This window comes from Candidatus Tisiphia endosymbiont of Parasteatoda lunata (assembly GCF_964030955.1).
Classification (GTDB): Bacteria; Pseudomonadota; Alphaproteobacteria; order Rickettsiales; family Rickettsiaceae; genus Tisiphia.
Window position 1 is genome coordinate 2335510 of the sequence record NZ_OZ035003.1, and the last position, 24317, is coordinate 2359826.

Genomic DNA, 24317 nt, shown 5'->3' on the forward strand with positions numbered 1-24317 from the left:
CATTGGTTTAATAGCCTAGGGTGTCCCTGCGTAGGTAGCGGGATATAAAAAACTTGATTATCGAGTATTAAATTATAAAACTACTTGACATGGTTTTTTTTATAGTTTAGGTTGCTTGGAAATGAGCATGGGTATTAAATGGATGCAGTAAATTCTTCTTGCAATATGTGGAATAGGGCTAGAAATAGTAAATTTAGACACGTTGTTTGGCCTATTAGATCTAACGAGTTAGTAAAGTTTATACCTATGGCTTTACTAATGTTTTGTATTCTCCTTAACCAAAATCTAGTACGTAGTATCAAAGATAGCTTGGTAGTAACATTAATTAGTACGGAAGTTTTAAGCTTTATAAAACTTTGGGGTGAGATGCCTATGGGTGTCTTATTTGTCATTCTTTACTCCAAACTTTGTAATATTATGACAACTGAGCAAGTGTTTAGGATAGTAGTATCTTTTTTCTTGGGATTCTTCATATTATTTGCTTTTGTGTTGTTTCCATACCGGGAATATCTTCATCCAGATCCTGAAGTAATAGAATATTATGTTACCGTACTTCCACATTTAAAATGGTTTATCATCATTTGGGGAAAATGGAGTATTGTTTTATTTTATATAATGGGGGAGTTGTGGCCAGTAATTGTATTTACACTATTATACTGGCAACTTGCTAATAAGATTACCAGTATTGAAGAAGCTCCAAGATTTTATACGTTTTTTTCCTTATTTGGTCAAACTAACTTACTAATATCTGGTAGTATAATTATATATTTTGCCAAAGGTGAACATTTTTTGTTACCTCTATTTTCCCATCTTAACGACAAAACAGAAATTCTCCTTAAATCGTTTATGCTAATCATTATAATTTCCGGCCTAATTTGTTTAATCTTGCATAGATTTGTTGAATTGAAAATTATAGAAACTACTAAAAATATTAGATTCAAAAATAAAAGAACCGATATACTAAAATTGGGGTTAGTTGACAGCAGCAAAATAATTTTTACATCTAAATATTTAGGAATTATTTGTGTATTAATGATTTCATATTCCATGACAATCAACCTAATTGAAGGATTATGGATGTCTAAAACCAAGCAATTATACCCTAGTACCCAAGCATTTATATCTTACACTGGTGAGGTGTTTTTTTGGACAGGAGTACTTACTTTAATTTGTGCTTTTCTAGGTAGTAGTTTAGTTAGGGTTTGTGGTTGGTTTTGGGGAGCAGTGATCACCCCTATCGTAACACTGTTATCAGGTATGATGTTTTTTACCTTTGTTGTACTAGAAAAACCTTTATTGGCAATTATGACTGGTCTTAGTTATTTTTCTCCATTAATGATAATTGTTTTTGTAGGTGGTTTGTGGCATGTTTTAGGGAAAAGCGTAAAATATTCATTGTTTGATTCTACTAAAGAAATGGTATATATACCTCTTGATAATGAAATGAAAACTAAGGGAAAGGCAGCAGTAGATGTACTTGGATACAAAGTAGGAAAATCTTCTGGAGCAATTATTCAATTCGTCTCTTTCAGTATTTTCCCAAATGCTGTACATAACGATCTAGCTGGTTTTCTGATGGTTGTTTTTCTTGTTGTTTGTGTAGTTTGGATTTTGGGTGTAAAAGTCTTAAATCGATATTACAAAAACTTACTAAACCTGAATTCGATGTAACTTGTTACATCGAATTCAGTGATATATATAGAAACAATCAGGTTTGAAGCGGTTGCCCACCTGATTGTTAAATATTAATTTGCTAATAATTTTATTTTTATAGTCTGTCCGGCAAAACTCTATAAGTCTTATAGATAATAGGGTTTAATGGCAGAAAATAGTTAACCACTCTGCACTGCAAGTGCAGAGCTTAATATTACGGCATGAATGCCTCATGTATGTACTAACTTAAAAGTTAGAAACTATTTGTGTATGGCTCATTTAGAAAGTGTCACAACACAAAAAGAATATATCTGTGAAGTGTAAGATTTTGTTAAAAAATATCTTATCTTATCTTATCTTATCTTTTCTTGATAAGATATTTAAAATTTATGTTGAAACGACGCACTGCAAGTGCGGGGTTTTTCTCCCAAAGTGGGACAATAAAGCTCTGGAAGTATAAAGAGCATAGCAAAGCCAAGAAGCGTTGGAAAATAATGAAGCATTTAAAAACGTTACTTGGTCGTTTGGTTAGAATATGTGAGCGTGAGATAAAAAATCAGAAATTAAACTTATCTATCAGAGATCAAGAAGTATTGAAAAAAGTAAAACAAATACATAGCCAATCTGTTTTAAAAAGAGAAGAGAAAAAGCAATACAAAGAACAGAATAAAATATTGTATAGTTTTCATGCCCCTGAGGTAGAGTGTATAGTGAAGGGAAAACGAAACAAGCCATATGAGTTTGGCAATAAAGTTGCGGTAGTAGTCAGTGGTCGTAGAAATTTTGTACTGTCAGCAAAATCGTTTCATAATAATCCTTATGATGGTCATACATTGCAGCAGAGTTTTGAAGCGGTAGAAAATGTAACTGGAATAAAGATAAAAAAATCGTTTGTTGATCTTGGTTATACTGGCAGCAATGTTAAAGAGAAGAGTAAGGTATATACCCCAAAAACTCGGAAAAAGTTATTGAAAGAAGACAAGTGTATGATCAGGAGACGCAGTGCTATAGAACCAATAATAGGGCATTTGAAACAATATGGCAGGATGGGCAGAAACTTCTTGAAGGGTGTGATAGGAGATGTGATCAATCCAATACAGGAGTTTCGCAGTTAGCAAAATTGCGAATCAGCTAAAAGGCATCTAATGTTGTTCTGAAGAGTCTGTCCTATAGTTTGTGTAAGTTGCAAAGAAAGCAGTAAGAGATTACTGTAAAAAAAGTAACTTAAGCAAGCAAGGAGGAATTATGGCTAAAAAATTAGATACAGATAAAGATACATTAGACATCAGTAATCAGCTAGTAGAAGAATTATTATCAAAAGCAGATCCATCGGAGTTATTTGGTCGAGATGGTTTATTTCAACAGCTAAAGAAGCAAATAGTTGAGAAAATATTAGCAAGTGAGTTGGATCATGAATTAGGATATTCAAAACATAGCAAGATGCCAAAAGTAGATAATAATCGTCGTAATGGTAGCTATGAGAAGACAGTAATTGATGGGGATGGTCGTAAGCTGACAGTAGAAGTACCAAGAGATCGGGAAGGAGAGTATAATCCTCAATTAATACCAAAAGGGCTGAGGAGATTTAATGGATTTGATGAGAAAGTGATATCCCTTTATGGTCGCGGTATGACAGTCAGCGAGATCCGAGGGCATTTAGAAGAAATATATCAAACTGATGTATCTGGTGACTTGATATCCACCATAACAGATGGGGTGATAGAAGAAGTAACTAGGTGGCAAAATCGTTGTTTAGATAGGGTGTATCCAATATTATACTTGGACTGTATCTATGTAAAATCTAGAGACAATCACATAGTAGTTAACCACTCTGCACTGCAAGTGCAGAGCTTAATATTACGGCATGAATGCCTCATGTATGTACTAACTTAAAAGTTAGAAACTATTTGTGTATGGCTCATTTAGAAAGTGTCACAACACAAAAAAATATATCTGTGAAGTGTAAGATTTTGTTAAAAAATATCCTATCTTTTCTTGATAAGATATTTAAAATTTATGTTGAAACGACGCACTGCAAGTGCGGGGTTTTTCTCCCAAAGTGGGACAATAAATAAAGCAGTATATTTAGCACTTGCTGTAAATGAAACTGGACTGATTTTTCAAGACAAATTTTTCACTAATTTTGTTTCCCATTTTACATAATTTTTAAGCTGCATTTTGTAAGTAATCAAGATACACGTTCATCGGTTTTTTATAACCAATACTTGAATGGAATCTTTGATTGTTATATTTATCCATGTATTTATCAATACCATCTTTAAGTTCTGCGATATTTTTAAAATCATTTATAAATATACAATTATATTTTAAAGTTCTAAAAAATCTTTCAATCACAATATTATCAATGCTTCTACCCTTACCGTTCATTGAGATTTGTATATTATTCTCTTTTAGAATTCCCGTATGCTCATGTCCAGTATATTGACTACCCTGATCACTATTGAATATTTGTGGTGCAGGGTATTTATTCAGTGCATCTTTTAATACATCGGTTACAAGTGATGCATCCATAGAATTAGATACTTTATAACTTAGTATTGCCTTACTATGCCAATCTATAATCGCCACAAGATACATAAATCCTCCGTTAGTTCTAATATAAGTAATGTCACCACTCCACACTTGATTAACATAAGGTACATGAATAGTTCTATTCGTTCCTGATTTGTGCCAGTACGGCTCAAGCAAATAGCTATAAATTTTATGTTGACCATCCTTCACAGAAGTAGATTGCTTTTTATGAGGATGAATAGCTTCTATACCCATTATTCCCATATATTTAAGCACCCTATCTCTGCCCACATTAAAGCCGTCTTCCAATAATTGTTTGTATATATAACGATAACCATACTCAGGGTTATCCGTATATATTTCATCTATTCTATTTAAAATATCAAGATTATATAAGCTCATTACTTTAGCTTTATAATATACTCCAGATCTGCTTATCTTTAATAGTTCACATTGCCTTGTCTTTGCTAACGTACTCAGCTTGGGGTCGACAAGACTTTTCTTATTTGATAAGTCCAAGCTGTTTAGCTTTCCCACCGCCCAGTCCCTCTCGACTGTAGCCTTACCTAATGCTTTTGCAAGTTCATCGTTTTGATTCTTAAGTTCACTAATCTGCCCTTTGTACTCACTAACAGCTTTTGCTGGCTCAAATGCCAATGACGCATTATCTAAAAATTGTCGTTTCCAGTTTTGCATAGTTTTAGCCGTTACTTCATATTTGACCGATAACTGACCTATTGTTGATTCTTCTTTTAACATCTCTAATACTATTTTAGTTTTTGCTTCTGCACTAAAATTTTTAATTTGTTTTTTACCCATTTGTTTCTCTTTAATTTTATTTATTATTCTATACTTATTGAGAAACAAAAATACCTGCTTCTTTGTCTAATTTTTTCAGTCCATTATAAATATAGAAGGGAAAAAGGAGTTACTTGGCATTTGGATAGGCAAAAATGAAGGTGCTAAATTTTGGATGCAAGTAGTTACTGAGTTAAAGAATCGAGGAATTGAACAAATTTATGTTGCTTGTGTGGATGGTTTAAAGGGCTTTCCAGAAGCTATAAGCAGTGTATTCCCGAGTACTATAGTACAATTATGTATTGTACATATGGTTCGCAATTCAGTAAAGTATGTGTCATATAAAGATTTAAAAGAGGTCACATCAGATCTAAAACAAATTTATACAGCTAATAATGACGAAATGGCACGTTTAAAACTTCAGCAATTTGGTGTAAAATGGGATAAAAAATATCCGGTAATTTCTGATATTTGGCAACGTAATTGGTCTGGGATAATACCGTTTTTTGCCTTTCCTGAAGAGATCAGAAAGGTAATTTATACTACTAACACTATAGAATCTGTAAATCGTCAAATTAGAAAAATTATCAAAAATAAGGGGGTGTTTCCAGATGATAAGTCAATTCAAAAAATAATATTTTTATCCCTACAAAATGCAGCCAAAAAATGGACCATGCCTATTAAAGATTGGTCTTTAGCTTTAAATCAATTTGAAATACTTTGTGGAGATTTTAAATATGATTTATTGGAAAATAAAAAATGAACTTACACAAATTAAATGATTGACTCGTTCTGAATTGATGTTTTTATAACTTCCCAAGTTTGTTGATATAAAGTAATTTTTTCATTTATCCTCCTTTTGTTCATATCGAGCCAAGCAAATACAGCAAGGCAAATATGATTTCTCTGAGCTCGACCCGTGCGTGCCTGACAGCGTTCAATACCACAAGTTTGTTTTAATTCTCGATGATAAACTTCTATAGACCACCGTGCCTTAACAATTTTCTCTATTTGTTCACGTGTTGGATTTTCTAAGTTAGTTGTTATGTAATCAATGCGACCATTTTTTGCCACAAACTTAAATACCGTAACCCAACCGTATCCACGTAGGTGAATTTTTAGTCCCTCATCAGGAATCTCTAAACTTTCTAAGCTAACATTATGATTAACTTTTCTATTTTTTCTTAGGTTACTAACCCATGTCCAACCTAAATTACGTATATGTTTCAAATTCTCCAAACCGCTATACCACGCATCCATTACTACTGCATCAGGATTGATCCCTCTTTCCTTAGCTAAAGTAAGCATATCACAAAAATGCTCATTCTTTGTTTTTCCATCAGTTTCTTTATCATATATTCTATAATCTACAGGGGTAGATTGATCAGTTTTAGCATTGTAATGCAGTAAGTTGACCATCCCTATACCAGGTATAACATCATGTACAGCTCCAGAATATTGATAATGTACAAGCTCAATTTTCTTACTGTATTGCTTTGACAATAACGTGTCATCTCCCACTAATAAACAAGAAGCTTCCCTATCAATATATTTTGACACTTCTCTGTAGATCCCGCTAGGGCGGAAATCCTTACTATTTAACCATCGACTTGCACTATCATGAGATAGGTTTATTGGACTTACTTCAGATAATGCTTTACCACTATATCTTACGCTACTTGCTTGTAAAAATGATTTATATAAGTCTTTGCTACATTTTGATCTTGCCATGCTTAACTAAAACTCTTTCTTGCTAGATTAACATATTTTTTGCTAAGTGCGAAACTCCTGCAATAATCTCTGCTATAGGTTTGAATTTACGATGTATTGCCAATCATTTACACATCATGCCTAACTCTACATAAAAAAATTATCATTAAAAAACTTGCTAAACGATTAAAAAAATCGTTAACAATAAGCTCATGTAAAAATTTTACTAAAACAGAAATTTTTCAGTTAACCACTCTGCACTGCAAGTGCAGAGCTTAATATTACGGCATGAATGCCTCATGTATGTACTAACTTAAAAGTTAGAAACTATTTGTGTATGGCTCATTTAGAAAGTGTCACAACACAAAAAGAATATATTTGTGAAGTGTAAGATTTTGTTAAAAAATATCCTATCTTTTCTTGATAAGATATTTAAAATTTATGTTGAAACGACGCACTGCAAGTGCGGGGTTTTTCTCCCAAAGTGGGACAATAAAATTGAAAACAATTTTTAATTTTAGTGCAAATATTAGAATTTTTTTTGTAAAAATTTTATTCAATCATAGATTATGGGGGGCTTTAAATATTTTTGGCGGACGGACTTTATACTTATAAAAATAAAATTATTAGCGGTAATAGATTGAAATGCATTCGTGCCAGCCGCTTCAAGAGTGCATTTTTCATTATAAGAAGCCAATTCGATATAAGAATTATTAATTCTTATATCGAATTAAGGTTACTAAGGTCTAACAATTATAATCCTTAAAATTGATTATTTGTGCTGTCTTAATATCTATATTAGAGTGGGAGGTGCCCACAATAACTCCACCATTATTTGCTTTCAAAATAATCAAGTTATATAGTAATTCTTTGTTTTCTTGATCTAGGTTTGCTTCTACTTCATCTAATAGCCATAAATTTGACTGGCAAGCAATGAGTTTTGCTAAGGCAACTTTCTTTTGGTTACCAGCAGACAGCTTGTAACATTTCTCATGCAAAATATTATGTAACTTGAAATAGTATATCGAAGATTCTAAAGCTTCAAGGGAATCATAAATTGTAGACCAAAATTTTAGATACTCTAATACAGTTATTTGGGATTTTAATCCAAGATTATGTCCAATATAATTACAATAAGGTTTCTTTAAATATTTACAGTTCAATGATCTATACAAAACATTGCCACTTGTTGGATTTTGTATATTAGCTACAATTCTAAGTAGTGAAGTCTTCCCGCAACCATTTGCTCCCTGTAAATAAACTATAGATGATGGTAAAAAAGTCATACTAATATTAGTGAAGATAGTTTTTTCGTCTATAATAAGAGTGAGTTGTTCAAATGACAGCATTTATACGATTCTAAGAAATTTTTTATATAATTTACTTCAAATATTTATTTTTTCAAGTTAAGTTAAATGAAAGGCTTAGTGGTAGGTATTTTTAAGTGTATACTCAAAGTATGGCAATTCGGGATAAGAATTAGTTAATCCTTATCTCGAATTGCCTTTAATATAAGGAAAAATGCATTCTTAAAGCGGTTTTGCAAATGCATTTTAAACCTTTCTAAAGCTAAAAACATGATTTTAATTTTTTAAAATCATATTTTTAGCAAAATATTAATTTAACAATCAGATGCAGAGCCGTCTCAAATCTGATTGTTTCGATAATTTCACCGAATTTGGTATAAGAATTTGTCAATTCTTATACCAAATTCGCGTAAACCCTAATGATTAAAAAAATTGGAGGAACGGGAATGAATCCTGATTATCTTAAAGAAATATCTGTAGGAGATAATCTTTATAAAATTTTTGATATAAATAAAGCGGCAAGTGATATTAATCTTGAGTTAAAGCATCTACCTTATAGCTTAAGGATATTATTTGAAAATGTCCTTCGTCTAACTGGTAATAAAGAAAACTTGTTACTATTTAAAGAATGGCTTAAGGCTAGAAAATCTGACGCTGAGATACCGTTTATGCCGGCTAGGGTACTAATGCAGGATTTTACTGGAGTTCCTGCTATTGTTGATTTGGCTGCTATGCGTGATGCTATAAAAAAACTAGGGGGTAATCCATTAAAGATTAATCCTCTGATCCCGGTTGACCTTGTCATAGATCATTCTGTACAAGTTGATTATTATGGAACAAGTGATGCGTTTGCTAAGAATGTCAAAATGGAAGTAGCACGGAATCTAGAGCGTTATGAATTTTTGAAATGGGGGCAAGAAGCATTTGATAATTTTAGAGTAGTACCTCCAGGAACAGGAATCTGTCATCAAGTTAATTTGGAATATTTAGCCAATGTTGTGTGGAGCAAACAACAAAATGGTGTAACTTTCGCTTATCCGGATACATTAGTTGGCACAGATAGTCATACTACGATGATTAATGGTTTAGCAGTTCTTGGTTGGGGAGTTGGGGGAATTGAGGCTGAGGCGGCAATGCTCGGTCAACCTTTATCAATGATTTTACCAGAGGTAATTGGCTTTAAGTTAACTGGCTCTTTAAAGGGAATGATTACTGCTACAGATTTGGTGCTAACAGTTACTCAAATGCTAAGAAAGAAAAATGTCGTTGGCAAATTTGTTGAATTTTATGGAGATGGGCTAGATTCGCTGACATTGGCAGATAGGGCAACTATATCAAATATGGCACCTGAATATGGTGCTACTTGTGGGTTCTTCCCAATTGATAATGAGACTATAAAATATCTTAATTTGACGGCTAGAGATGCAAATCATATAAAATTAGTAGAGCAATATGCTAAGCTACAGTCATTATGGTATGAATCGACAATTACTCCAAAATATACTGACACATTAGAGCTGGATTTGTCTACTATCGAAACTTCCTTAGCGGGACCAAGACGACCGCAAGATCGGGTTAACCTAAAAAATGTCGCTAGTAATTTTAAAACTGAACTACCTTCTCTAACTAGAGGTGATGTTGATATTGATAAAAAGTACCCTGTTGATGAGCAATATAGTATAGGTCATGGCGATGTCGTAATAGCTGCAATCACAAGCTGTACAAATACTTCGAATCCTACTGTGATGATTGGAGCAGGCTTGCTTGCTAAGAAAGCAGTAGAACTTGGGTTGATGAAAAAACCGTGGGTTAAGACTTCATTGGCCCCTGGTTCAAAAGTAGTAACGGAATATCTGAAAAAAAGTGGACTTGACCAGTACCTAAATCATTTAGGTTTTAATCTTGTCGGCTATGGTTGTACTACTTGCATCGGCAATTCTGGTTCACTTCTGCCGGAAATAGAAGAGACTATTTCTAGGAACAATCTGGTCGTTGCTTCGGTATTATCTGGTAACAGAAATTTTGAGGGCAGGGTACACCCTTTAACAATAGCTAGTTATTTGGCTTCTCCTCCCTTAGTCGTTGCTTATGCCCTAGCAGGTACTATGAACATTGATCTTGAAACTGACGTGATAGGTAAAGGTCATAATGGTAAGGATATATATCTTAAGGATATTTGGCCAACCCACCAAGAAATAAAAGAGTTAATAGATCAATCTATTAACTCTAAAATGTTCAAAGACAAATATAGTGAAGTATTTTTAGGTAATAAAGAGTGGCAAGATATTAAAGTAACTAAAACTGATACTTATAATTGGAGTAAAGATAGTACTTATATCAACAATCCTCCTTATTTTGAAGGTATTGAACATATATCTAGTAACTTGCACAATATAGAATCTGCTAGAATATTAGCTATTTTTGGCAATTCTATTACTACTGATCATATATCTCCAGCCGGCAATATTAGTAAAACAAGTCCTGCTGCTAAGTATTTAACTGAGCATGGCATTCTACCTATCGATTTCAATTCTTATGGATCACGGCGTGGCAATCATCAAGTAATGATGCGCGGTACTTTTGCTAATAATAGAATTAAAAATGCTATGTGTCCTGGAATTGATGGGGGAATAACAATCAATCAACTAGATGGTCAACAAATGAGTATTTATGATGCAGCTCAGGATTATAAGGCTCATTCTATTCCTTTAGTAATTTTCGCAGGTAAAGAATATGGTTCTGGTTCATCAAGAGATTGGGCAGCAAAAGGTACTAGTTTACTAGGAGTAAAAGCGGTAATTGCTGAAAGTTTTGAAAGAATTCATCGGTCAAATTTGGTTGGTATGGGGGTGTTACCGCTTGTACTCACTTCTTGTACGGTAAATGATTTAAAACTTGATGGTTCTGAGTATGTTACTATTACCGGTCTGAGTAATGAAATAAGATCTTATGAGCAACTTAATTGTATCATAAAGAGAAAAAGTGGTATAGTTGAGACTATTAAAGTAATATTACAAGTTTTCACAGATAATGAGATAGACTATATAAAACATGGTAGTATAATGCATCTAGTAGTTAGAAATTTAAGAGATGAACATGGATAAGGAGATTAAGAAATATATAAAGGCAGGAAAAACAAACCTTATAGTAATTTATATATTATTTCTGTGCGGAGTAGTTGCACCGTTATTACCTATTATTGGAGCAGTTTTTGCATATATTAATAAGGATATTAAAAATAAATATTTAGCCAGTCATTATATTTTCATATGGCGTACTTTCTGGATGGGATTTGTGGGTATGATGATATCTATAATAACCACTATAATACTAATTGGTCCGGTGTTATACGCATGCTTGTTTGTTTGGTTTATATTAAGAATCGCTATAGGACTCAAATATTTGTTGAATGGTACAGAACACCCAAACTATATGACTTACTGGATAAAATAATGTTTCTTGAAACCGTACTTGGAAAGCAAACTAAATATGCAGATTTGTATGACAATAGTTTACTACACCCAATCAGTCGTAAATTTGCTAGAGATAGCTTACAGATAGTAGGTTCTTTGCCGTTTAATGGATTTGACATTTGGAATTGTTATGAAGTTTCTTGGCTAAGCCCAAGTGGTAAACCTGAAGTAAAAATATTGGAGTTCATGGTAAGTTGTGAGTCGCCTAATATTGTAGAATCAAAATCACTAAAGCTTTATTTAAATTCTTTTAATAATACTAAGTTTGATAATAGAGACCAAGTAAAAGAATTAATTGCAAAGGACTTAAGTTTGGTATTTCAAGCACCTGTAACTGTTTCTATAAAAGATTTAGAATCATATGAGGGAATAAAGCTACAGTCCTTTTCAGGCATAAATTTGGATAAACTGGAGGTGACAATTACTAGTTTTGAGACTAGTCAAAATTTGCCAAAATTATCTGAAGACAATACGCAAGTAGTAGATGAGGTGCTATATTCTAATTTGCTAAAATCGAATTGTTTAGTTACTAACCAGCCAGATTGGGCATCAGTACAAATTAGTTATAGAGGCAAAAAAATTGACCATAGTTCTTTATTAAAATATTTTGTATCATTCCGTAATCATAATGAATTTCATGAACAATGCGTTGAGCGTATTTTTTGTGATATTAATAAGTTTTGTACTCCCGATCAATTAACTGTTTATGCGAGATATACAAGACGTGGTGGCATAGATATTAACCCTATACGCTCCAATTGCAGCCTAGAGGTTACAAAACTTAATAATATAAGACATATTCGTCAATAATAATGCTTAGTGGTAGTATCAATTTAGAGTATATTTATATTAAAATGGAGAAAATATGGGCAAAAATAAGTTAAACTCAAATAAAAAACTACCCCCGGATATTCAATTAAAGGACAATTCAGATAGTTCTGAAATGAAATCTGAAACAATAGACAATTTGGTTAGTTAATTATCGAGATTATCAAAAGAGTATACTGATATAGTAAATTCTGCAATTTCTAAAAATTTAGCAGTTGTTAATAGTCGTATTAGAGTAACCGAAGATATATTTAATCAACTCTTATCATCGATGAGTAAAGGGATCCAGGAGAATGTTGTACTTACTAAAGATTTGTTAAAATGTAAGGGGTTACCAGATTTAGCTTTGTTACAGCGGAAAATGTTTGAAATATATTGTACTAATATGATGAATTCTTCCATTGAGGTTGCTCGTAATATACGAAAATTTGAATAGGTAGTAAGTTTGGAACAATTCCAAAATTGAGGTTATTTAAGAGTGTTAGATGTTTGAGCAATTACTTGATTTTTCTTCTATATATTTTATTATGCAAGGGATGGTAGTAACACTGAAATACAGTATAGTTTCAGTGTTATTAGGGTTGATTATTGGTATCTTACTAGCAATTTGTAAGGTAAGTAAAAGTTGTGCGTTAAGACTGTTTGCTAATTTCTATACATCTGTTTTTCGTGGTACTCCGTTACTTATACAACTTAGCATAATTTATTTTGCTTTACCTAGTGTAATTGGCATTAAGCTTGGTGTCTTTGTTGCTGGTAGCATAGCTTTCTCATTAAACTCCGGGGCATATGTTTCGGAAATAATTAGAGCTGGAATTAATAGTGTTGATAAAGGACAGATTGAGGCAGCTAAAGCATTAGCTATACCCGAGAGATTAATGATGAAAGATATTATCTTGCCCCAAGCCATAAAAAATATCTTACCTTCACTGGTTAATGAGCTTATTAATTTAATCAAAGAATCATCGATTATATCAATGATCGGTGAAATGGATTTAATGCGTAGAGCTCAGTTAGTATCGCTTGAAAGTTATACTTATTTTACCCCTATGTTAATAGCAGGACTTTGTTACTATGTTATGGTAATAATTATCAGTAAATTAGCTAAAATTATTGAAAAAAGACTAGTAATTGGAGTGGAGTAACCCCAATTTGGGATAAGAATTGACAAATTCTTATCCCAAATTTGCATAAGTAGGATTTATTTATAATATGTACTTAAGTGAAATATGTATAAAACGTCCAGTATTTGCAACAGTATTGAGTCTAGTGGTTGTTATTTTAGGGGCGGTATTTCTTACTAAACTGCAAATTAGGGGTATTCCCGATATTTCTTTTCCTGTAATAACAGTATATGCAAATTACCCTGGGGCAGATGCTCTTTATATGGAGAAAGAGATAACAACTCGTATTGAGAAAGCACTAAAAACTGTCAAGAACCTTGATACTATCACTTCACAAAGCTCTACAGGTAGCAGTCATATTACTTTAATATTTCTATCATCGGCTGATATAGAAACAGCCTTAAACGATATTAGGTCTAAAATTTCTAATATAAGTTCCATATTCCCCCAAGGTATGAGCATGCCTTATGTTGCTAAGATGGATGAAGATAATTTCCCTAGTTTGTATTTAAGTATCAGTAGTGATGTATATGATGATTTACAATTAACCCAAATTGTTCAAGATAGCGTAAAAACCATTTTAGAAAAACTTGAAACAATAGGTCAGGTTGAGATATATGGTGCTAAAGAGTACTCTATGCGTATAGAACCAGACCCGGTAAAATTATATCAGCATAAAATGTCAGTGTTAGAAATGGAGAGTGCTATAAAAAAACAAAATATCTATTATCCAGCAGGAACTATTAAAACAGCTGCACGTGATTTTACTGTAAGATTAGATGGCTCTTTAAGTAAACCGGAAGAGTTTGAAAAAATTATACTAAAAGTGAAAGATGCTAATATATTAAAGTTACGAGATATTGCTAAAATATATTTAGCCCCTCCAGATACTGAGGTAATTTTTAGATATAACGGAAAAAACTCGATAGCACTTGGTCTTATAAAACAATCGAAGGCAAACATACTTGATTTATCCAAAGAGGTTAGATATTCACTAGATAAAATAAAAAAAAATCTACCTAAAGGTATGAGCCTTTCTAATTAAGTGTGTAAATTTTTCATAGGGCTTAAATTCTACCTTCAAATTTTATCAAAAAGTGAGCCATAGCTGCGTTCCAGTTTGGAATCGGCATAACCCATTTCTTGGTCATATAATCAATTGCCAAATACAAGGTCTTAAAAACGGCATTATCATTTGGAAAAACCCGTTTATTCTTAGTAACCTTACGTAATTGGCTATTGACAGATTCTACACTATTAGTTGTGTATATTACTTTCCTTATCGCCTCAGGGTATCCTAGAAAAATCATTAAATTTTCCCAATGAACATACCAAGATTTAGCAATTTGTGGATACTGTTTACTCCATTTAGCTTCAAAAGATTCTAAAGCAAGATGTGCTTCTTCCTCTGTGCTAGCAGTATATATAGGCTTTAAATCAGCCGCTAATTCTTTTCGGTCTTTATATGATACATATTTTAAACTATTTCTAATCTGATGTACAATACATAATTGATGTTCGGTTTTCGGAAAAACTGCTTCTATTGCCTCAGACATACCGGTTAAATTATCACTGCAAGCAATAAGCATGTCTTGCATACCTCTGTTCTTCATCTCAGTAAAATTACCAAGCCAAAATTTCGCTCCTTCATTGTATACCTGCAGCAAAACTGCATAACTTTATCTAATGTTTTTGCTAGTATGAATTTTTTATACATTTGGGTTTCATACTATGCAAATACCATCAATTACTATTGAGCAAGTAGCTCAGCAATTTAAAGCCTGGCGTCAAACTAAAACTAATAAGTTTGATCCTATACCAAACCATCTAAAGGAATTAGTTTACCAATTACTCCATCATTATTCTTACCAAGAGATAGCTAAACATCTTAATATTAATAAAGCAACAATCAGTTCAATTAAAAAAGCCCATGAGCCTACCCTCAAAACTTCTCCTGTCTCAACTTCAAATCAAGCTCTACAACAAAATATTAATTTTCTCCCATTTCAACTATTAAATTCTATAGATACCGATCCTGTAGCTGCCCCCAAACAAAATCACTATACTTGTCACATTATTAAACCAAATGGTACCAAACTTATTATCCAAACACTAGAACCAAAAACCATAATTCAGACATTTTTATGCTGCAACTAACCCCGGCGTCAGTTATTTTTGTTGCCACTATTGCCATCGATTTTCGCAAGGGTATCGATGGCTTAATCGCTGTTTGTAGACAAAAACTTTCTTCTGACCCTCTTAATGGTTCCTTGTTTTTATTCTATAATAAAAACAGAACTGCCATTAAAATTTTGTCCTTTGACGGTCAAGGCTTTTGGCTATGCTCTAAACGCCTATCCAAAGGTAAATTTACCGCAAAACTTTTCCCATCTGATAATTCATCTTATCAAATTTGTTATAGAACCTTACACATTCTTATTCATAATGGTGATCCTAGTTCTGCCAAATTCTCTAATGATTGGCTTCCTGTCGTTTAAGCTGCTGTCTCGATTAATTCCGTATTATTCATATATCTTGCATAGGCAAAAGGCGTATAATTCGCAGGACGCTTCTTTGCTTTGCTACTCTGCTCTTGTAGCCAATTTAAATATTTAAAGGCATTGATCTCGTTCTCACTACAAGTCTTTACTATACTATACAGACCACTATGTATCTCAGCACTATTGATTGTTTTAAAGAATAATGAATTCTTCCTTTGTAAAATAATGGTACGCAGTGATCTCTCAGCCCAATTATTATCAAGATTGCTAACTGGGATTTTTAAAAATTGGGTCAAACCTTCTTTATTATTTATCCAATATTTCATAGCTTGTCCAAGCCTACTATTAGGCTCAACTTTCTTGTCGTTAAATAATTCGTCTATTTTGTTATATATGTTTTCTATATATTTACTGCTATGTTCCTGATGATACCCAAGTTTTTCTTCAGGACTCATCTCTTTACATTGATGTTCATTGTGGTAAATCCCTCGTGTTTGTTTGAGAAAATATCCGCATTCTTCAGGGTAATATAGTTCATTCTCTGTAAATTTTCTCTGACCATGTGACAAACAATTGATCATCACTATTATTGCCAGTAATTCTTGATCTGCTTCTGATAATACCGGGTTATTATTGTTACTTGCGTCAGTCATTAATTGGATAGAATCTGTTCTATTCTTACGATTCTTTAGTACGTTACCTATATTTTCTCCACCATGCCTATTACCGGTAAAATATAAAACTATCACCTCATTATTTGCAGTCTTAGCACATATTGTAGTAGTATAACAGCTGCGTCCTTTCTTATTTTGAGTACGTAATTTCTTATTGGCTATAGTAATTTCTAAAATCCTAGCTCTAGTATCATCAAGGTTCAGTGAACTACATTCGGCAGCCATTTCCAATAATACCCCGTAAATTTCAGCTCCACCACCTTCTTGCCAAACATCTAAATATTGTTGCCAGAGCGAGCTATATGCCACAGGAACACCACTTAAACTTTGCAGCCTAGATAAACGGTAGAAAGGAGTACCATAGGTCTTTTGTAACACTATTGCACTTCTGCTACTATTTGTCCATTTGTTGATATTTTTATTGTTCATAACTATATAATCACAAGCATTACAACGTAGCGTTTTCTTTACATATCTGTTGACTGTAATTGGAGCATTACCTGTAAATTGTAGCAATTTTCTAGCTTCACTATTATATAGTTTGCCATTACAACAGTGAGGACAGCTATCACCACTACAAAAATTCTCAGGAGTTAAATAGCTGGTATTCGCATCCTTATAATCATCAAACCCATATTTACCTTGCCAATTACTACGATCTATCTTTTTGGGCTTATCGCACTCTTCTTCATTACCACCATTCCCGTTATCAGATTCACTTGGCGGTTCTTTTAATGAATCTGAACTATCTTTTTTTTGTTATCTGCCTTAAAACCAATCAGCATTTCCTTAAGCTTATTTATACTGATATTTGATGATGCTAGCTTGTCTATTAGCTCATTACAAAATTTCACAAGTTCTACTATCGTTTGCTGTTCATCTCCCGTTAATGAACTTTCCTTGACATGTTGTATTAGTTCTTCTCGTTCTTCAGCACTTAAGGTCGCTACTTTTGGTTTTTTCATTTGATTAATTATCATTATTATTAATATTTCAAATGTTATAATATAACTGGTACTTTTTCAACTAGTTTTTATTACAAAACTTACGCTATGTTATCTCAAGTATGACTAAAAACCTTGGCTGAAAGCCATTTTTTCATAGTAAAGAATTTTAATAATATCTCAGTACAAAGCCACTTATCATAAAACATAGCGTAAGTTTTGATTAATCGGTGATATTTGCATAGTAGAAACCCAAATTTATACAATAAATTCATACTAGCAAAAAAATTAGATAGTGTTACGCAGTTTTGCTGCAAGTATACCCTTCATTTTCATTGATCCACAATCCTAAAATATCCTTCCTTCCAGATAAATCAATACCTAATGCTACATATACAGACTTATTGATAATTCGTTTATCTTGACGTACTTTTACTACTAAACAGTCAAAAAATACTATAGCATATACTCGATCCAATGGTCGGCTTTGCCATATCTTGACATCCTCAATTACATCATCAGTAATTTGACTTATCAAACTTTCGCTAACGTCAGCTCCATACAATTCTTGCATTTGAATCTTAATATCAGATAAGCTCATTCCTTTAGCGTATAATGATATTATTTTAACCTGAGTTTGACGTAAGAAAGAACATTTGAAAATTAAGAAGGGAGGGATTATAAAGTTCTCTAATAATAATGACAAAATTGGAGAATATATTATGATCCCTCTTACGGAGATTTTCTGCTTAATTGATGATTTTTGCAAGCATTTTGATACGGAGCGAAATAAATATATATTACCAAATCCTAACCGTAAGCGTAAAGTGGGCTGCAGTATAGGACTCTCAGAGATTATTACTATTATAGTAATGTTTCACTTGAGTCACTACCGTACCTTTAAAGATTTTTATTTATGCTGCCTATGCCAAAGTTATAGAAAGGAATTTCCAAAACTTGTGAGCTATAGTCGTTTTGTTCAGTTAATGCCAATGAGCTTCATGCCCATGGTGTTACTGCTAAAAAGCCTAACAGGAAAACAAACTGGTCAATATTATATCGACTCTACTAAACTTCCTGCTTGCCATAATTTAAGAATTAATAGACATAAAGTATTCAAAGACATAGCAAAAAGAGGTAAGACTTCCACTGGGTGGTTCTTTGGCTGTAAGCTACATATTGTCATTAACAGTTGCGGAGAGATTATGAGTTTTTCTTTAACTCCTGGAAATGTCGGTGATAGAGCAGTGGTGGAAAATTTAGTAGATAAATTACAAGGCTGGCTTTTTGGTGATCGTGGGTATATCAGTAAAAAACTCACTCAATCCCTTGCTAATCAAGGTTTAGAACTAATAACAAAAATTAAAAGTAATATGAAAGAAAGAATAATAGATCCTATTAAAAAGCAGTTTTTGAGTCAATCATTTAATTTGTGTAAGTTCATTTTTTATTTTCCAATAAATCATATTTAAAATCTCCACAAAGTATTTCAAATTGATTTAAAGCTAAAGACCAATCTTTAATAGGCATGGTCCATTTTTTGGCTGCATTTTGTAGGGATAAAAATATTATTTTTTGAATTGACTTATCATCTGGAAACACCCCCTTATTTTTGATAATTTTTCTAATTTGACGATTTACAGATGCTATAGTGTTAGTAGTATAAATTACCTTTCTGATCTCTTCAGGAAAGGCAAAAAACGGTATTATCCCAGACCAATTACGTTGCCAAATATCAGAAATTACCGGATATTTTTTATCCCATTTTACACCAAATTGCTGAAGTTTTAAACGTGCCATTTCGTCATTATTAGCTGTATAAATTTGTTTTAGATCTGATGTGACCTCTTTTAAATCTTTATATGACACATACTTTACTGAATTGCGAACCATATGTACAATACATAATTGTACTATAGTACTCGGGAATACACTGCTTATAGCTTCTGGAAAGCCCTTTAAACCATCCACACAAGCAACATAAATTTGTTCAATTCCTCGATTCTTTAACTCAGTAACTACTTGCATCCAAAATTTAGCACCTTCATTTTTGCCTATCCAAATGCCAAGTAACTCCTTTTTCCCTTCTATATTTACAGCAAGTGCTAAATATACTGCTTTATTTATTACTATGTGATTGTCTCTAGATTTTACATAGATACAGTCCAAGTATAATATTGGATACACCCTATCTAAACAACGATTTTGCCACCTAGTTACTTCTTCTATCACCCCATCTGTTATGGTGGATATCAAGTCACCAGATACATCAGTTTGATATATTTCTTCTAAATGCCCTCGGATCTCGCTGACTGTCATACCGCGACCATAAAGGGATATCACTTTCTCATCAAATCCATTAAATCTCCTCAGCCCTTTTGGTATTAATTGAGGATTATACTCTCCTTCCCGATCTCTTGGTACTTCTACTGTCAGCTTACGACCATCCCCATCAATTACTGTCTTCTCATAGCTACCATTACGACGATTATTATCTACTTTTGGCATCTTGCTATGTTTTGAATATCCTAATTCATGATCCAACTCACTTGCTAATATTTTCTCAACTATTTGCTTCTTTAGCTGTTGAAATAAACCATCTCGACCAAATAACTCCGATGGATCTGCTTTTGATAATAATTCTTCTACTAGCTGATTACTGATGTCTAATGTATCTTTATCTGTATCTAATTTTTTAGCCATAATTCCTCCTTGCTTGCTTAAGTTACTTTTTTTACAGTAATCTCTTACTGCTTTCTTTGCAACTTACACAAACTATAGGACAGACTCCAGTTTTTAAATAAAAGGCACATTATTGAAACCATTAATGATCAATTGAAAAACCTTTTTCATATAGACCATACAAGGCATAGATCTGTTATGAATTTTCAAACTAATGTATTAGCTGGGCTACTTGCCTATGTTTTCAAACCTAATAAAATTTCTGTAGCTTTTGGAAAATTAAACAATCTCAACCTATAATGGACTGAAAAAATTAGACAAAGAAGCAGGTATTTTTGTTTCTCAATAAGTATAGAATAATAAATAAAATTAAAGAGAAACAAATGGGTAAAAAACAAATTAAAAATTTTAGTGCAGAAGCAAAAACTAAAATAGTATTAGAGATGTTAAAAGAAGAATCAACAATAGGTCAGTTATCGGTCAAATATGAAGTAACGGCTAAAACTATGCAAAACTGGAAACGACAATTTTTAGATAATGCGTCATTGGCATTTGAGCCAGCAAAAGCTGTTAGTGAGTACAAAGGGCAGATTAGTGAACTTAAGAATCAAAACGATGAACTTGCAAAAGCATTAGGTAAGGCTACAGTCGAGAGGGACTGGGCGGTGGGAAAGCTAAACAGCTTGGACTTATCAAATAAGAAAAGTCTTGTCGACCCCAAGCTGAGTACGTTAGCAAAGACAAGGCAATGTGAACTATTAAAGATAAGCAGATCTGGAGTATATTATAAAGCTAAAGTAATGAGCTTATATAATCTTGATATTTTAAATAGAATAGATGAAATATATACGGATAACCCTGAGTATGGTTATCGTTATATATACAAACAATTATTGGAAGACGGCTTTAATGTGGGCAGAGATAGGGTGCTTAAATATATGGGAATAATGGGTATAGAAGCTATTCATCCTCATAAAAAGCAATCTACTTCTGTGAAGGATGGTCAACATAAAATTTATAGCTATTTGCTTGAGCCGTACTGGCACAAATCAGGAACGAATAGAACTATTCATGTACCTTATGTTAATCAAGTGTGGAGTGGTGACATTACTTATATTAGAACTAACGGAGGATTTATGTATCTTGTGGCGATTATAGATTGGCATAGTAAGGCAATACTAAGTTATAAAGTATCTAATTCTATGGATGCATCACTTGTAACCGATGTATTAAAAGATGCACTGAATAAATACCCTGCACCACAAATATTCAATAGTGATCAGGGTAGTCAATATACTGGACATGAGCATACGGGAATTCTAAAAGAGAATAATATACAAATCTCAATGAACGGTAAGGGTAGAAGCATTGATAATATTGTGATTGAAAGATTTTTTAGAACTTTAAAATATAATTGTATATTTATAAATGATTTTAAAAATATCGCAGAACTTAAAGATGGTATTGATAAATACATGGATAAATATAACAATCAAAGATTCCATTCAAGTATTGGTTATAAAAAACCGATGAACGTGTATCTTGATTACTTACAAAATGCAGCTTAAAAATTATGTAAAATGGGAAACAAAATTAGTGAAAAATTTGTCTTGAAAAATCAGTCCAGTTTCCTGCAAGTGCAGAGCTTAATATTACGGCATGAATGCCTCATGTATGTACTAACTTAAAAGTTAGAAACTATTTGTGTATGGCTCATTTAGAAAGTGTCACAACACAAAAAAATATATCTGTGAAGTGTAAGATTTTGTTAAAAAATATCCTATCTTTTCTTGATAAGATATTTAAAATTTATGTTGAAACGACGCACTGCAAGTGCGGGGTTTTTCTCCCAAAGTGGGACAATAAACCATCCTCTTTAAGTAATGTTGATATATCTGTATCATTATTTATTACTCAATAACAACCAGCTGAAGCTGGTGGGTTGATATCTAGACTGGAAGTCGCTATTACTCTAAAGAGATATTACTAATGCCTGTGCTGTCTCTCTGATCCTAATTCTTATAAGTTACCCTGCAATACTTTTGTAGCGATATTTAGTGATCCAAACAACATGAAAGCGATGGTAAAATACAGTGTGGCTAGTCTTGTTATAATCTGTCATATATGATATTTTAATATACATAAGAGCTTGCTCTTATGTATATTAAAATATCATATATTCAAGTTATAGTGAATTGAAATATTAGAACAAGGACTGAAGTCTTTCCCAGCTGAAGCTGGGGGTTTTAACCAAAAAGGTGACTATAAATCTATCGCTTGATTCATTGCTTCATTTTGTTTTTGGTGCATTATAATTTCTCCTTTTGTTATATTATATTTTTTATATAACCTTTGAAAAATTTACACACTTATTTGTACAGAGCCAAAGGTATAACAATTGATATAGCCCATGATTCATCAATTCCAGTTAGGGCTTCAATCAGATCAGTATTCTTCACTATCATGGAAGCATTAGTTTTGGTTATGGTAGTAATATATCTGTTCTTGGCATCAGTAAAAATCACCCTCATACCATTTGTAACTGTTCCGATATCATTAATTGGTACATTTATTGTTATGTATTATTTAGGATTTTCTATCAATATATTTACCCTTTTAGCAATGATATTAGCTATTGGCTTGGTAGTAGATGATGCTATAATGGACTGAAAAAATTAGACAAAGAAGCAGGTATTTTTGTTTCTCAATAAGTATAGAATAATAAATAAAATTAAAGAGAAACAAATGGGTAAAAAACAAATTAAAAATTTTAGTGCAGAAGCAAAAACTAAAATAGTATTAGAGATGTTAAAAGAAGAATCAACAATAGGTCAGTTATCGGTCAAATATGAAGTAACGGCTAAAACTATGCAAAACTGGAAACGACAATTTTTAGATAATGCGTCATTGGCATTTGAGCCAGCAAAAGCTGTTAGTGAGTACAAAGGGCAGATTAGTGAACTTAAGAATCAAAACGATGAACTTGCAAAAGCATTAGGTAAGGCTACAGTCGAGAGGGACTGGGCGGTGGGAAAGCTAAACAGCTTGGACTTATCAAATAAGAAAAGTCTTGTCGACCCCAAGCTGAGTACGTTAGCAAAGACAAGGCAATGTGAACTATTAAAGATAAGCAGATCTGGAGTATATTATAAAGCTAAAGTAATGAGCTTATATAATCTTGATATTTTAAATAGAATAGATGAAATATATACGGATAACCCTGAGTATGGTTATCGTTATATATACAAACAATTATTGGAAGACGGCTTTAATGTGGGCAGAGATAGGGTGCTTAAATATATGGGAATAATGGGTATAGAAGCTATTCATCCTCATAAAAAGCAATCTACTTCTGTGAAGGATGGTCAACATAAAATTTATAGCTATTTGCTTGAGCCGTACTGGCACAAATCAGGAACGAATAGAACTATTCATGTACCTTATGTTAATCAAGTGTGGAGTGGTGACATTACTTATATTAGAACTAACGGAGGATTTATGTATCTTGTGGCGATTATAGATTGGCATAGTAAGGCAATACTAAGTTATAAAGTATCTAATTCTATGGATGCATCACTTGTAACCGATGTATTAAAAGATGCACTGAATAAATACCCTGCACCACAAATATTCAATAGTGATCAGGGTAGTCAATATACTGGACATGAGCATACGGGAATTCTAAAAGAGAATAATATACAAATCTCAATGAACGGTAAGGGTAGAAGCATTGATAATATTGTGATTGAAAGATTTTTTAGAACTTTAAAATATAATTGTATATTTATAAATGATTTTAAAAATATCGCAGAACTTAAAGATGGTATTGATAAATACATGGATAAATATAACAATCAAAGATTCCATTCAAGTATTGGTTATAAAAAACCGATGAACGTGTATCTTGATTACTTACAAAATGCAGCTTAAAAATTATGTAAAATGGGAAACAAAATTAGTGAAAAATTTGTCTTGAAAAATCAGTCCAGTTTCCTTATAAGTTACCCTGCAATACTTTGTAGCGATATTTAGTGATCCAAACAACATGAAAGCGATGGTAAAATACAGTGTGGCTAGTCTTGTTATAATCT

At 32.6% G+C, this 24317-nt stretch carries 24 protein-coding genes and 4 pseudogenes; 20 read left to right on the forward strand and 8 right to left on the reverse strand.

Features of this window, described 5'->3' with window-relative positions; translation table 11 throughout:
* Positions 1-138: 138 nt before the first annotated feature.
* The 5 genes from AAHN00_RS14445 to AAHN00_RS14465 all read left to right on the forward strand — a co-directional run bounded on the left by AAHN00_RS14445 (position 139) and on the right by AAHN00_RS14465 (position 3816).
* On the forward strand, positions 139-1671 hold the full coding sequence (locus AAHN00_RS14445) for an NTP/NDP exchange transporter (protein ID WP_342271685.1): 1533 nt from the start codon (positions 139-141) through the stop codon (positions 1669-1671).
* 350 nt (positions 1672-2021) lie between these two features.
* On the forward strand, positions 2022-2768 hold the full coding sequence (locus tag AAHN00_RS14450) for a transposase (protein WP_342271686.1): 747 nt from the start codon (positions 2022-2024) through the stop codon (positions 2766-2768).
* A 130-nt stretch (positions 2769-2898) separates the two neighbouring features.
* On the forward strand, positions 2899-3546 hold the full coding sequence (locus AAHN00_RS14455; protein ID WP_342270936.1) for a transposase: 648 nt from the start codon (positions 2899-2901) through the stop codon (positions 3544-3546).
* Positions 3547-3566: 20 nt separating this feature from the next.
* On the forward strand, positions 3567-3728 hold the full coding sequence (locus AAHN00_RS14460; protein ID WP_342271266.1) for a hypothetical protein: 162 nt from the start codon (positions 3567-3569) through the stop codon (positions 3726-3728).
* Positions 3649-3816 carry a hypothetical protein gene (locus AAHN00_RS14465; RefSeq protein ID WP_342271687.1) on the forward strand — a complete coding sequence of 56 codons (168 nt, stop codon included), beginning with the start codon at positions 3649-3651 and terminating at the stop codon, positions 3814-3816. Before AAHN00_RS14460 ends, AAHN00_RS14465 begins: the two co-directional genes overlap by 80 nt.
* Positions 3817-3819: 3 nt before the next feature.
* Here the strand turns inward: AAHN00_RS14465 and AAHN00_RS14470 are convergent, their stop codons facing one another.
* A complete protein-coding gene (locus AAHN00_RS14470; RefSeq protein WP_342270912.1) occupies positions 3820-5004 on the reverse strand; it encodes an IS3 family transposase in 1185 nt (394 codons plus the stop codon).
* 85 nt (positions 5005-5089) lie between these two features.
* On the opposite strand from AAHN00_RS14470, the pseudogene AAHN00_RS14475 reads away from it, so the two are divergent.
* Positions 5090-5746 (forward strand): annotated as a pseudogene (locus AAHN00_RS14475) (IS256 family transposase); the annotation flags it as partial.
* 11 nt (positions 5747-5757) lie between these two features.
* On the opposite strand, the gene AAHN00_RS14480 reads toward AAHN00_RS14475, so the two are convergent.
* The gene (locus AAHN00_RS14480; RefSeq protein WP_342271688.1) at positions 5758-6714 is read right to left on the reverse strand and encodes a transposase; all 957 of its coding nucleotides are present in this window, start codon (positions 6712-6714) and stop codon (positions 5758-5760) included.
* A 399-nt stretch (positions 6715-7113) separates the two neighbouring features.
* Here AAHN00_RS14480 and AAHN00_RS14485 point away from each other — a divergent pair, with 399 nt between their 5' ends.
* Complete coding sequence (locus tag AAHN00_RS14485) at positions 7114-7308, forward strand: hypothetical protein (protein ID WP_342271689.1); 195 nt, start codon at positions 7114-7116, stop codon at positions 7306-7308.
* A 131-nt stretch (positions 7309-7439) separates the two neighbouring features.
* On the opposite strand, the gene ccmA is transcribed toward AAHN00_RS14485, so the two are convergent.
* Positions 7440-8042 (reverse strand): heme ABC exporter ATP-binding protein CcmA, encoded by a 603-nt coding sequence (ccmA, locus tag AAHN00_RS14490; RefSeq protein ID WP_342271690.1) that lies wholly within the window; start codon positions 8040-8042, stop codon positions 7440-7442.
* 404 nt (positions 8043-8446) lie between these two features.
* On the opposite strand from ccmA, the gene acnA reads away from it, so the two are divergent.
* From acnA to AAHN00_RS14515, 5 genes and pseudogenes are all read left to right on the forward strand, one after another.
* Positions 8447-11104 (forward strand): aconitate hydratase AcnA, encoded by a 2658-nt coding sequence (acnA, locus tag AAHN00_RS14495; protein WP_342271691.1) that lies wholly within the window; start codon positions 8447-8449, stop codon positions 11102-11104.
* Positions 11097-11453: a hypothetical protein gene (locus AAHN00_RS14500; protein WP_342271692.1), complete on the forward strand. Its 357-nt coding sequence runs from the start codon at positions 11097-11099 to the stop codon at positions 11451-11453. The genes acnA and AAHN00_RS14500 overlap by 8 nt, the downstream gene beginning before the upstream one ends.
* Positions 11453-12283: an NADPH-dependent 7-cyano-7-deazaguanine reductase QueF gene (gene queF, locus AAHN00_RS14505; RefSeq protein ID WP_342271693.1), complete on the forward strand. Its 831-nt coding sequence runs from the start codon at positions 11453-11455 to the stop codon at positions 12281-12283. Before AAHN00_RS14500 ends, queF begins: the two co-directional genes overlap by 1 nt.
* A 503-nt stretch (positions 12284-12786) precedes the next feature.
* Positions 12787-13446, forward strand: a complete 660-nt coding sequence (locus AAHN00_RS14510) for an amino acid ABC transporter permease (RefSeq protein WP_342271694.1) — start codon at positions 12787-12789, stop codon at positions 13444-13446.
* A 67-nt stretch (positions 13447-13513) separates the two neighbouring features.
* A pseudogene (locus AAHN00_RS14515) lies at positions 13514-14461 on the forward strand (efflux RND transporter permease subunit); the annotation flags it as partial.
* Positions 14462-14492: 31 nt separating this feature from the next.
* On the opposite strand, the gene AAHN00_RS14520 reads toward AAHN00_RS14515, so the two are convergent.
* A complete protein-coding gene (locus tag AAHN00_RS14520; protein ID WP_342271695.1) occupies positions 14493-15092 on the reverse strand; it encodes an IS256 family transposase in 600 nt (199 codons plus the stop codon).
* Positions 15093-15156: 64 nt separating this feature from the next.
* On the opposite strand from AAHN00_RS14520, the gene AAHN00_RS14525 reads away from it, so the two are divergent.
* On the forward strand, positions 15157-15582 hold the full coding sequence (locus AAHN00_RS14525) for a hypothetical protein (RefSeq protein ID WP_342271013.1): 426 nt from the start codon (positions 15157-15159) through the stop codon (positions 15580-15582).
* A complete protein-coding gene (gene tnpB, locus AAHN00_RS14530) occupies positions 15570-15923 on the forward strand; it encodes an IS66 family insertion sequence element accessory protein TnpB (RefSeq protein WP_341752109.1) in 354 nt (117 codons plus the stop codon). The genes AAHN00_RS14525 and tnpB overlap by 13 nt, the downstream gene beginning before the upstream one ends.
* On the opposite strand, the gene AAHN00_RS14535 is transcribed toward tnpB, so the two are convergent.
* The 3 genes from AAHN00_RS14535 to AAHN00_RS14545 form a co-directional block, all read right to left on the reverse strand.
* Entirely contained in the window at positions 15920-17116 is a 1197-nt protein-coding gene (locus tag AAHN00_RS14535; protein ID WP_342270935.1) for an IS66 family transposase, read from the reverse strand. The genes tnpB and AAHN00_RS14535 overlap by 4 nt on opposite strands.
* A 215-nt stretch (positions 17117-17331) precedes the next feature.
* On the reverse strand, positions 17332-17565 hold the full coding sequence (locus AAHN00_RS14540; RefSeq protein WP_250310741.1) for a hypothetical protein: 234 nt from the start codon (positions 17563-17565) through the stop codon (positions 17332-17334).
* Between the two features lie 277 nt (positions 17566-17842).
* Complete coding sequence (locus AAHN00_RS14545; protein ID WP_342271696.1) at positions 17843-18250, reverse strand: transposase; 408 nt, start codon at positions 18248-18250, stop codon at positions 17843-17845.
* Between the two features lie 16 nt (positions 18251-18266).
* Here AAHN00_RS14545 and AAHN00_RS14550 point away from each other — a divergent pair, with 16 nt between their 5' ends.
* Positions 18267-19016, forward strand: a complete 750-nt coding sequence (locus AAHN00_RS14550; RefSeq protein ID WP_342271697.1) for an IS982 family transposase — start codon at positions 18267-18269, stop codon at positions 19014-19016.
* Here AAHN00_RS14550 and AAHN00_RS14555 read toward each other — a convergent pair.
* Complete coding sequence (locus AAHN00_RS14555) at positions 18985-20247, reverse strand: IS256 family transposase (RefSeq protein WP_342271089.1); 1263 nt, start codon at positions 20245-20247, stop codon at positions 18985-18987. The genes AAHN00_RS14550 and AAHN00_RS14555 overlap by 32 nt on opposite strands.
* 93 nt (positions 20248-20340) lie before the next feature.
* On the opposite strand from AAHN00_RS14555, the pseudogene AAHN00_RS14560 reads away from it, so the two are divergent.
* The 5 genes and pseudogenes from AAHN00_RS14560 to AAHN00_RS14580 all read left to right on the forward strand — a co-directional run.
* Positions 20341-20526, forward strand: a pseudogene (locus AAHN00_RS14560) (transposase); the annotation flags it as partial.
* Between the two features lie 83 nt (positions 20527-20609).
* Complete coding sequence (locus AAHN00_RS14565; RefSeq protein ID WP_342270912.1) at positions 20610-21794, forward strand: IS3 family transposase; 1185 nt, start codon at positions 20610-20612, stop codon at positions 21792-21794.
* Between the two features lie 140 nt (positions 21795-21934).
* Positions 21935-22147 (forward strand): hypothetical protein, encoded by a 213-nt coding sequence (locus AAHN00_RS14570; RefSeq protein WP_342271698.1) that lies wholly within the window; start codon positions 21935-21937, stop codon positions 22145-22147.
* 464 nt (positions 22148-22611) lie between these two features.
* Positions 22612-22890, forward strand: a pseudogene (locus AAHN00_RS14575) (efflux RND transporter permease subunit); the annotation flags it as partial.
* 81 nt (positions 22891-22971) lie between these two features.
* A complete protein-coding gene (locus AAHN00_RS14580) occupies positions 22972-24156 on the forward strand; it encodes an IS3 family transposase (protein ID WP_342270912.1) in 1185 nt (394 codons plus the stop codon).
* Positions 24157-24317 lie beyond the last annotated feature (161 nt).

Excerpts from the sequence above, each read along its gene's own strand:
- AAHN00_RS14445 (WP_342271685.1), top strand. The coding sequence starts at position 139 with ATGGATGCAGTAAATTCTTCTTGCAATATGTGGAATAGGGCTAGAAAT.
- AAHN00_RS14455 (WP_342270936.1), top strand. The coding sequence starts at position 2,899 with ATGGCTAAAAAATTAGATACAGATAAAGATACATTAGACATCAGTAAT.
- AAHN00_RS14460 (WP_342271266.1), top strand. The coding sequence starts at position 3,567 with ATGGCTCATTTAGAAAGTGTCACAACACAAAAAAATATATCTGTGAAG.
- AAHN00_RS14470 (WP_342270912.1), bottom strand. The coding sequence starts at position 5,004 with ATGGGTAAAAAACAAATTAAAAATTTTAGTGCAGAAGCAAAAACTAAA.
- AAHN00_RS14480 (WP_342271688.1), bottom strand. The coding sequence starts at position 6,714 with ATGGCAAGATCAAAATGTAGCAAAGACTTATATAAATCATTTTTACAA.
- ccmA (WP_342271690.1), bottom strand. The coding sequence starts at position 8,042 with ATGCTGTCATTTGAACAACTCACTCTTATTATAGACGAAAAAACTATC.
- acnA (WP_342271691.1), top strand. The coding sequence starts at position 8,447 with ATGAATCCTGATTATCTTAAAGAAATATCTGTAGGAGATAATCTTTAT.
- AAHN00_RS14500 (WP_342271692.1), top strand. The coding sequence starts at position 11,097 with ATGGATAAGGAGATTAAGAAATATATAAAGGCAGGAAAAACAAACCTT.
- queF (WP_342271693.1), top strand. The coding sequence starts at position 11,453 with ATGTTTCTTGAAACCGTACTTGGAAAGCAAACTAAATATGCAGATTTG.
- AAHN00_RS14510 (WP_342271694.1), top strand. The coding sequence starts at position 12,787 with ATGTTTGAGCAATTACTTGATTTTTCTTCTATATATTTTATTATGCAA.
- AAHN00_RS14525 (WP_342271013.1), top strand. The coding sequence starts at position 15,157 with ATGCAAATACCATCAATTACTATTGAGCAAGTAGCTCAGCAATTTAAA.
- tnpB (WP_341752109.1), top strand. The coding sequence starts at position 15,570 with ATGCTGCAACTAACCCCGGCGTCAGTTATTTTTGTTGCCACTATTGCC.
- AAHN00_RS14540 (WP_250310741.1), bottom strand. The coding sequence starts at position 17,565 with ATGAAAAAACCAAAAGTAGCGACCTTAAGTGCTGAAGAACGAGAAGAA.
- AAHN00_RS14550 (WP_342271697.1), top strand. The coding sequence starts at position 18,267 with ATGATCCCTCTTACGGAGATTTTCTGCTTAATTGATGATTTTTGCAAG.
- AAHN00_RS14555 (WP_342271089.1), bottom strand. The coding sequence starts at position 20,247 with ATGGCTAAAAAATTAGATACAGATAAAGATACATTAGACATCAGTAAT.
- AAHN00_RS14565 (WP_342270912.1), top strand. The coding sequence starts at position 20,610 with ATGGGTAAAAAACAAATTAAAAATTTTAGTGCAGAAGCAAAAACTAAA.
- AAHN00_RS14570 (WP_342271698.1), top strand. The coding sequence starts at position 21,935 with ATGGCTCATTTAGAAAGTGTCACAACACAAAAAAATATATCTGTGAAG.
- AAHN00_RS14580 (WP_342270912.1), top strand. The coding sequence starts at position 22,972 with ATGGGTAAAAAACAAATTAAAAATTTTAGTGCAGAAGCAAAAACTAAA.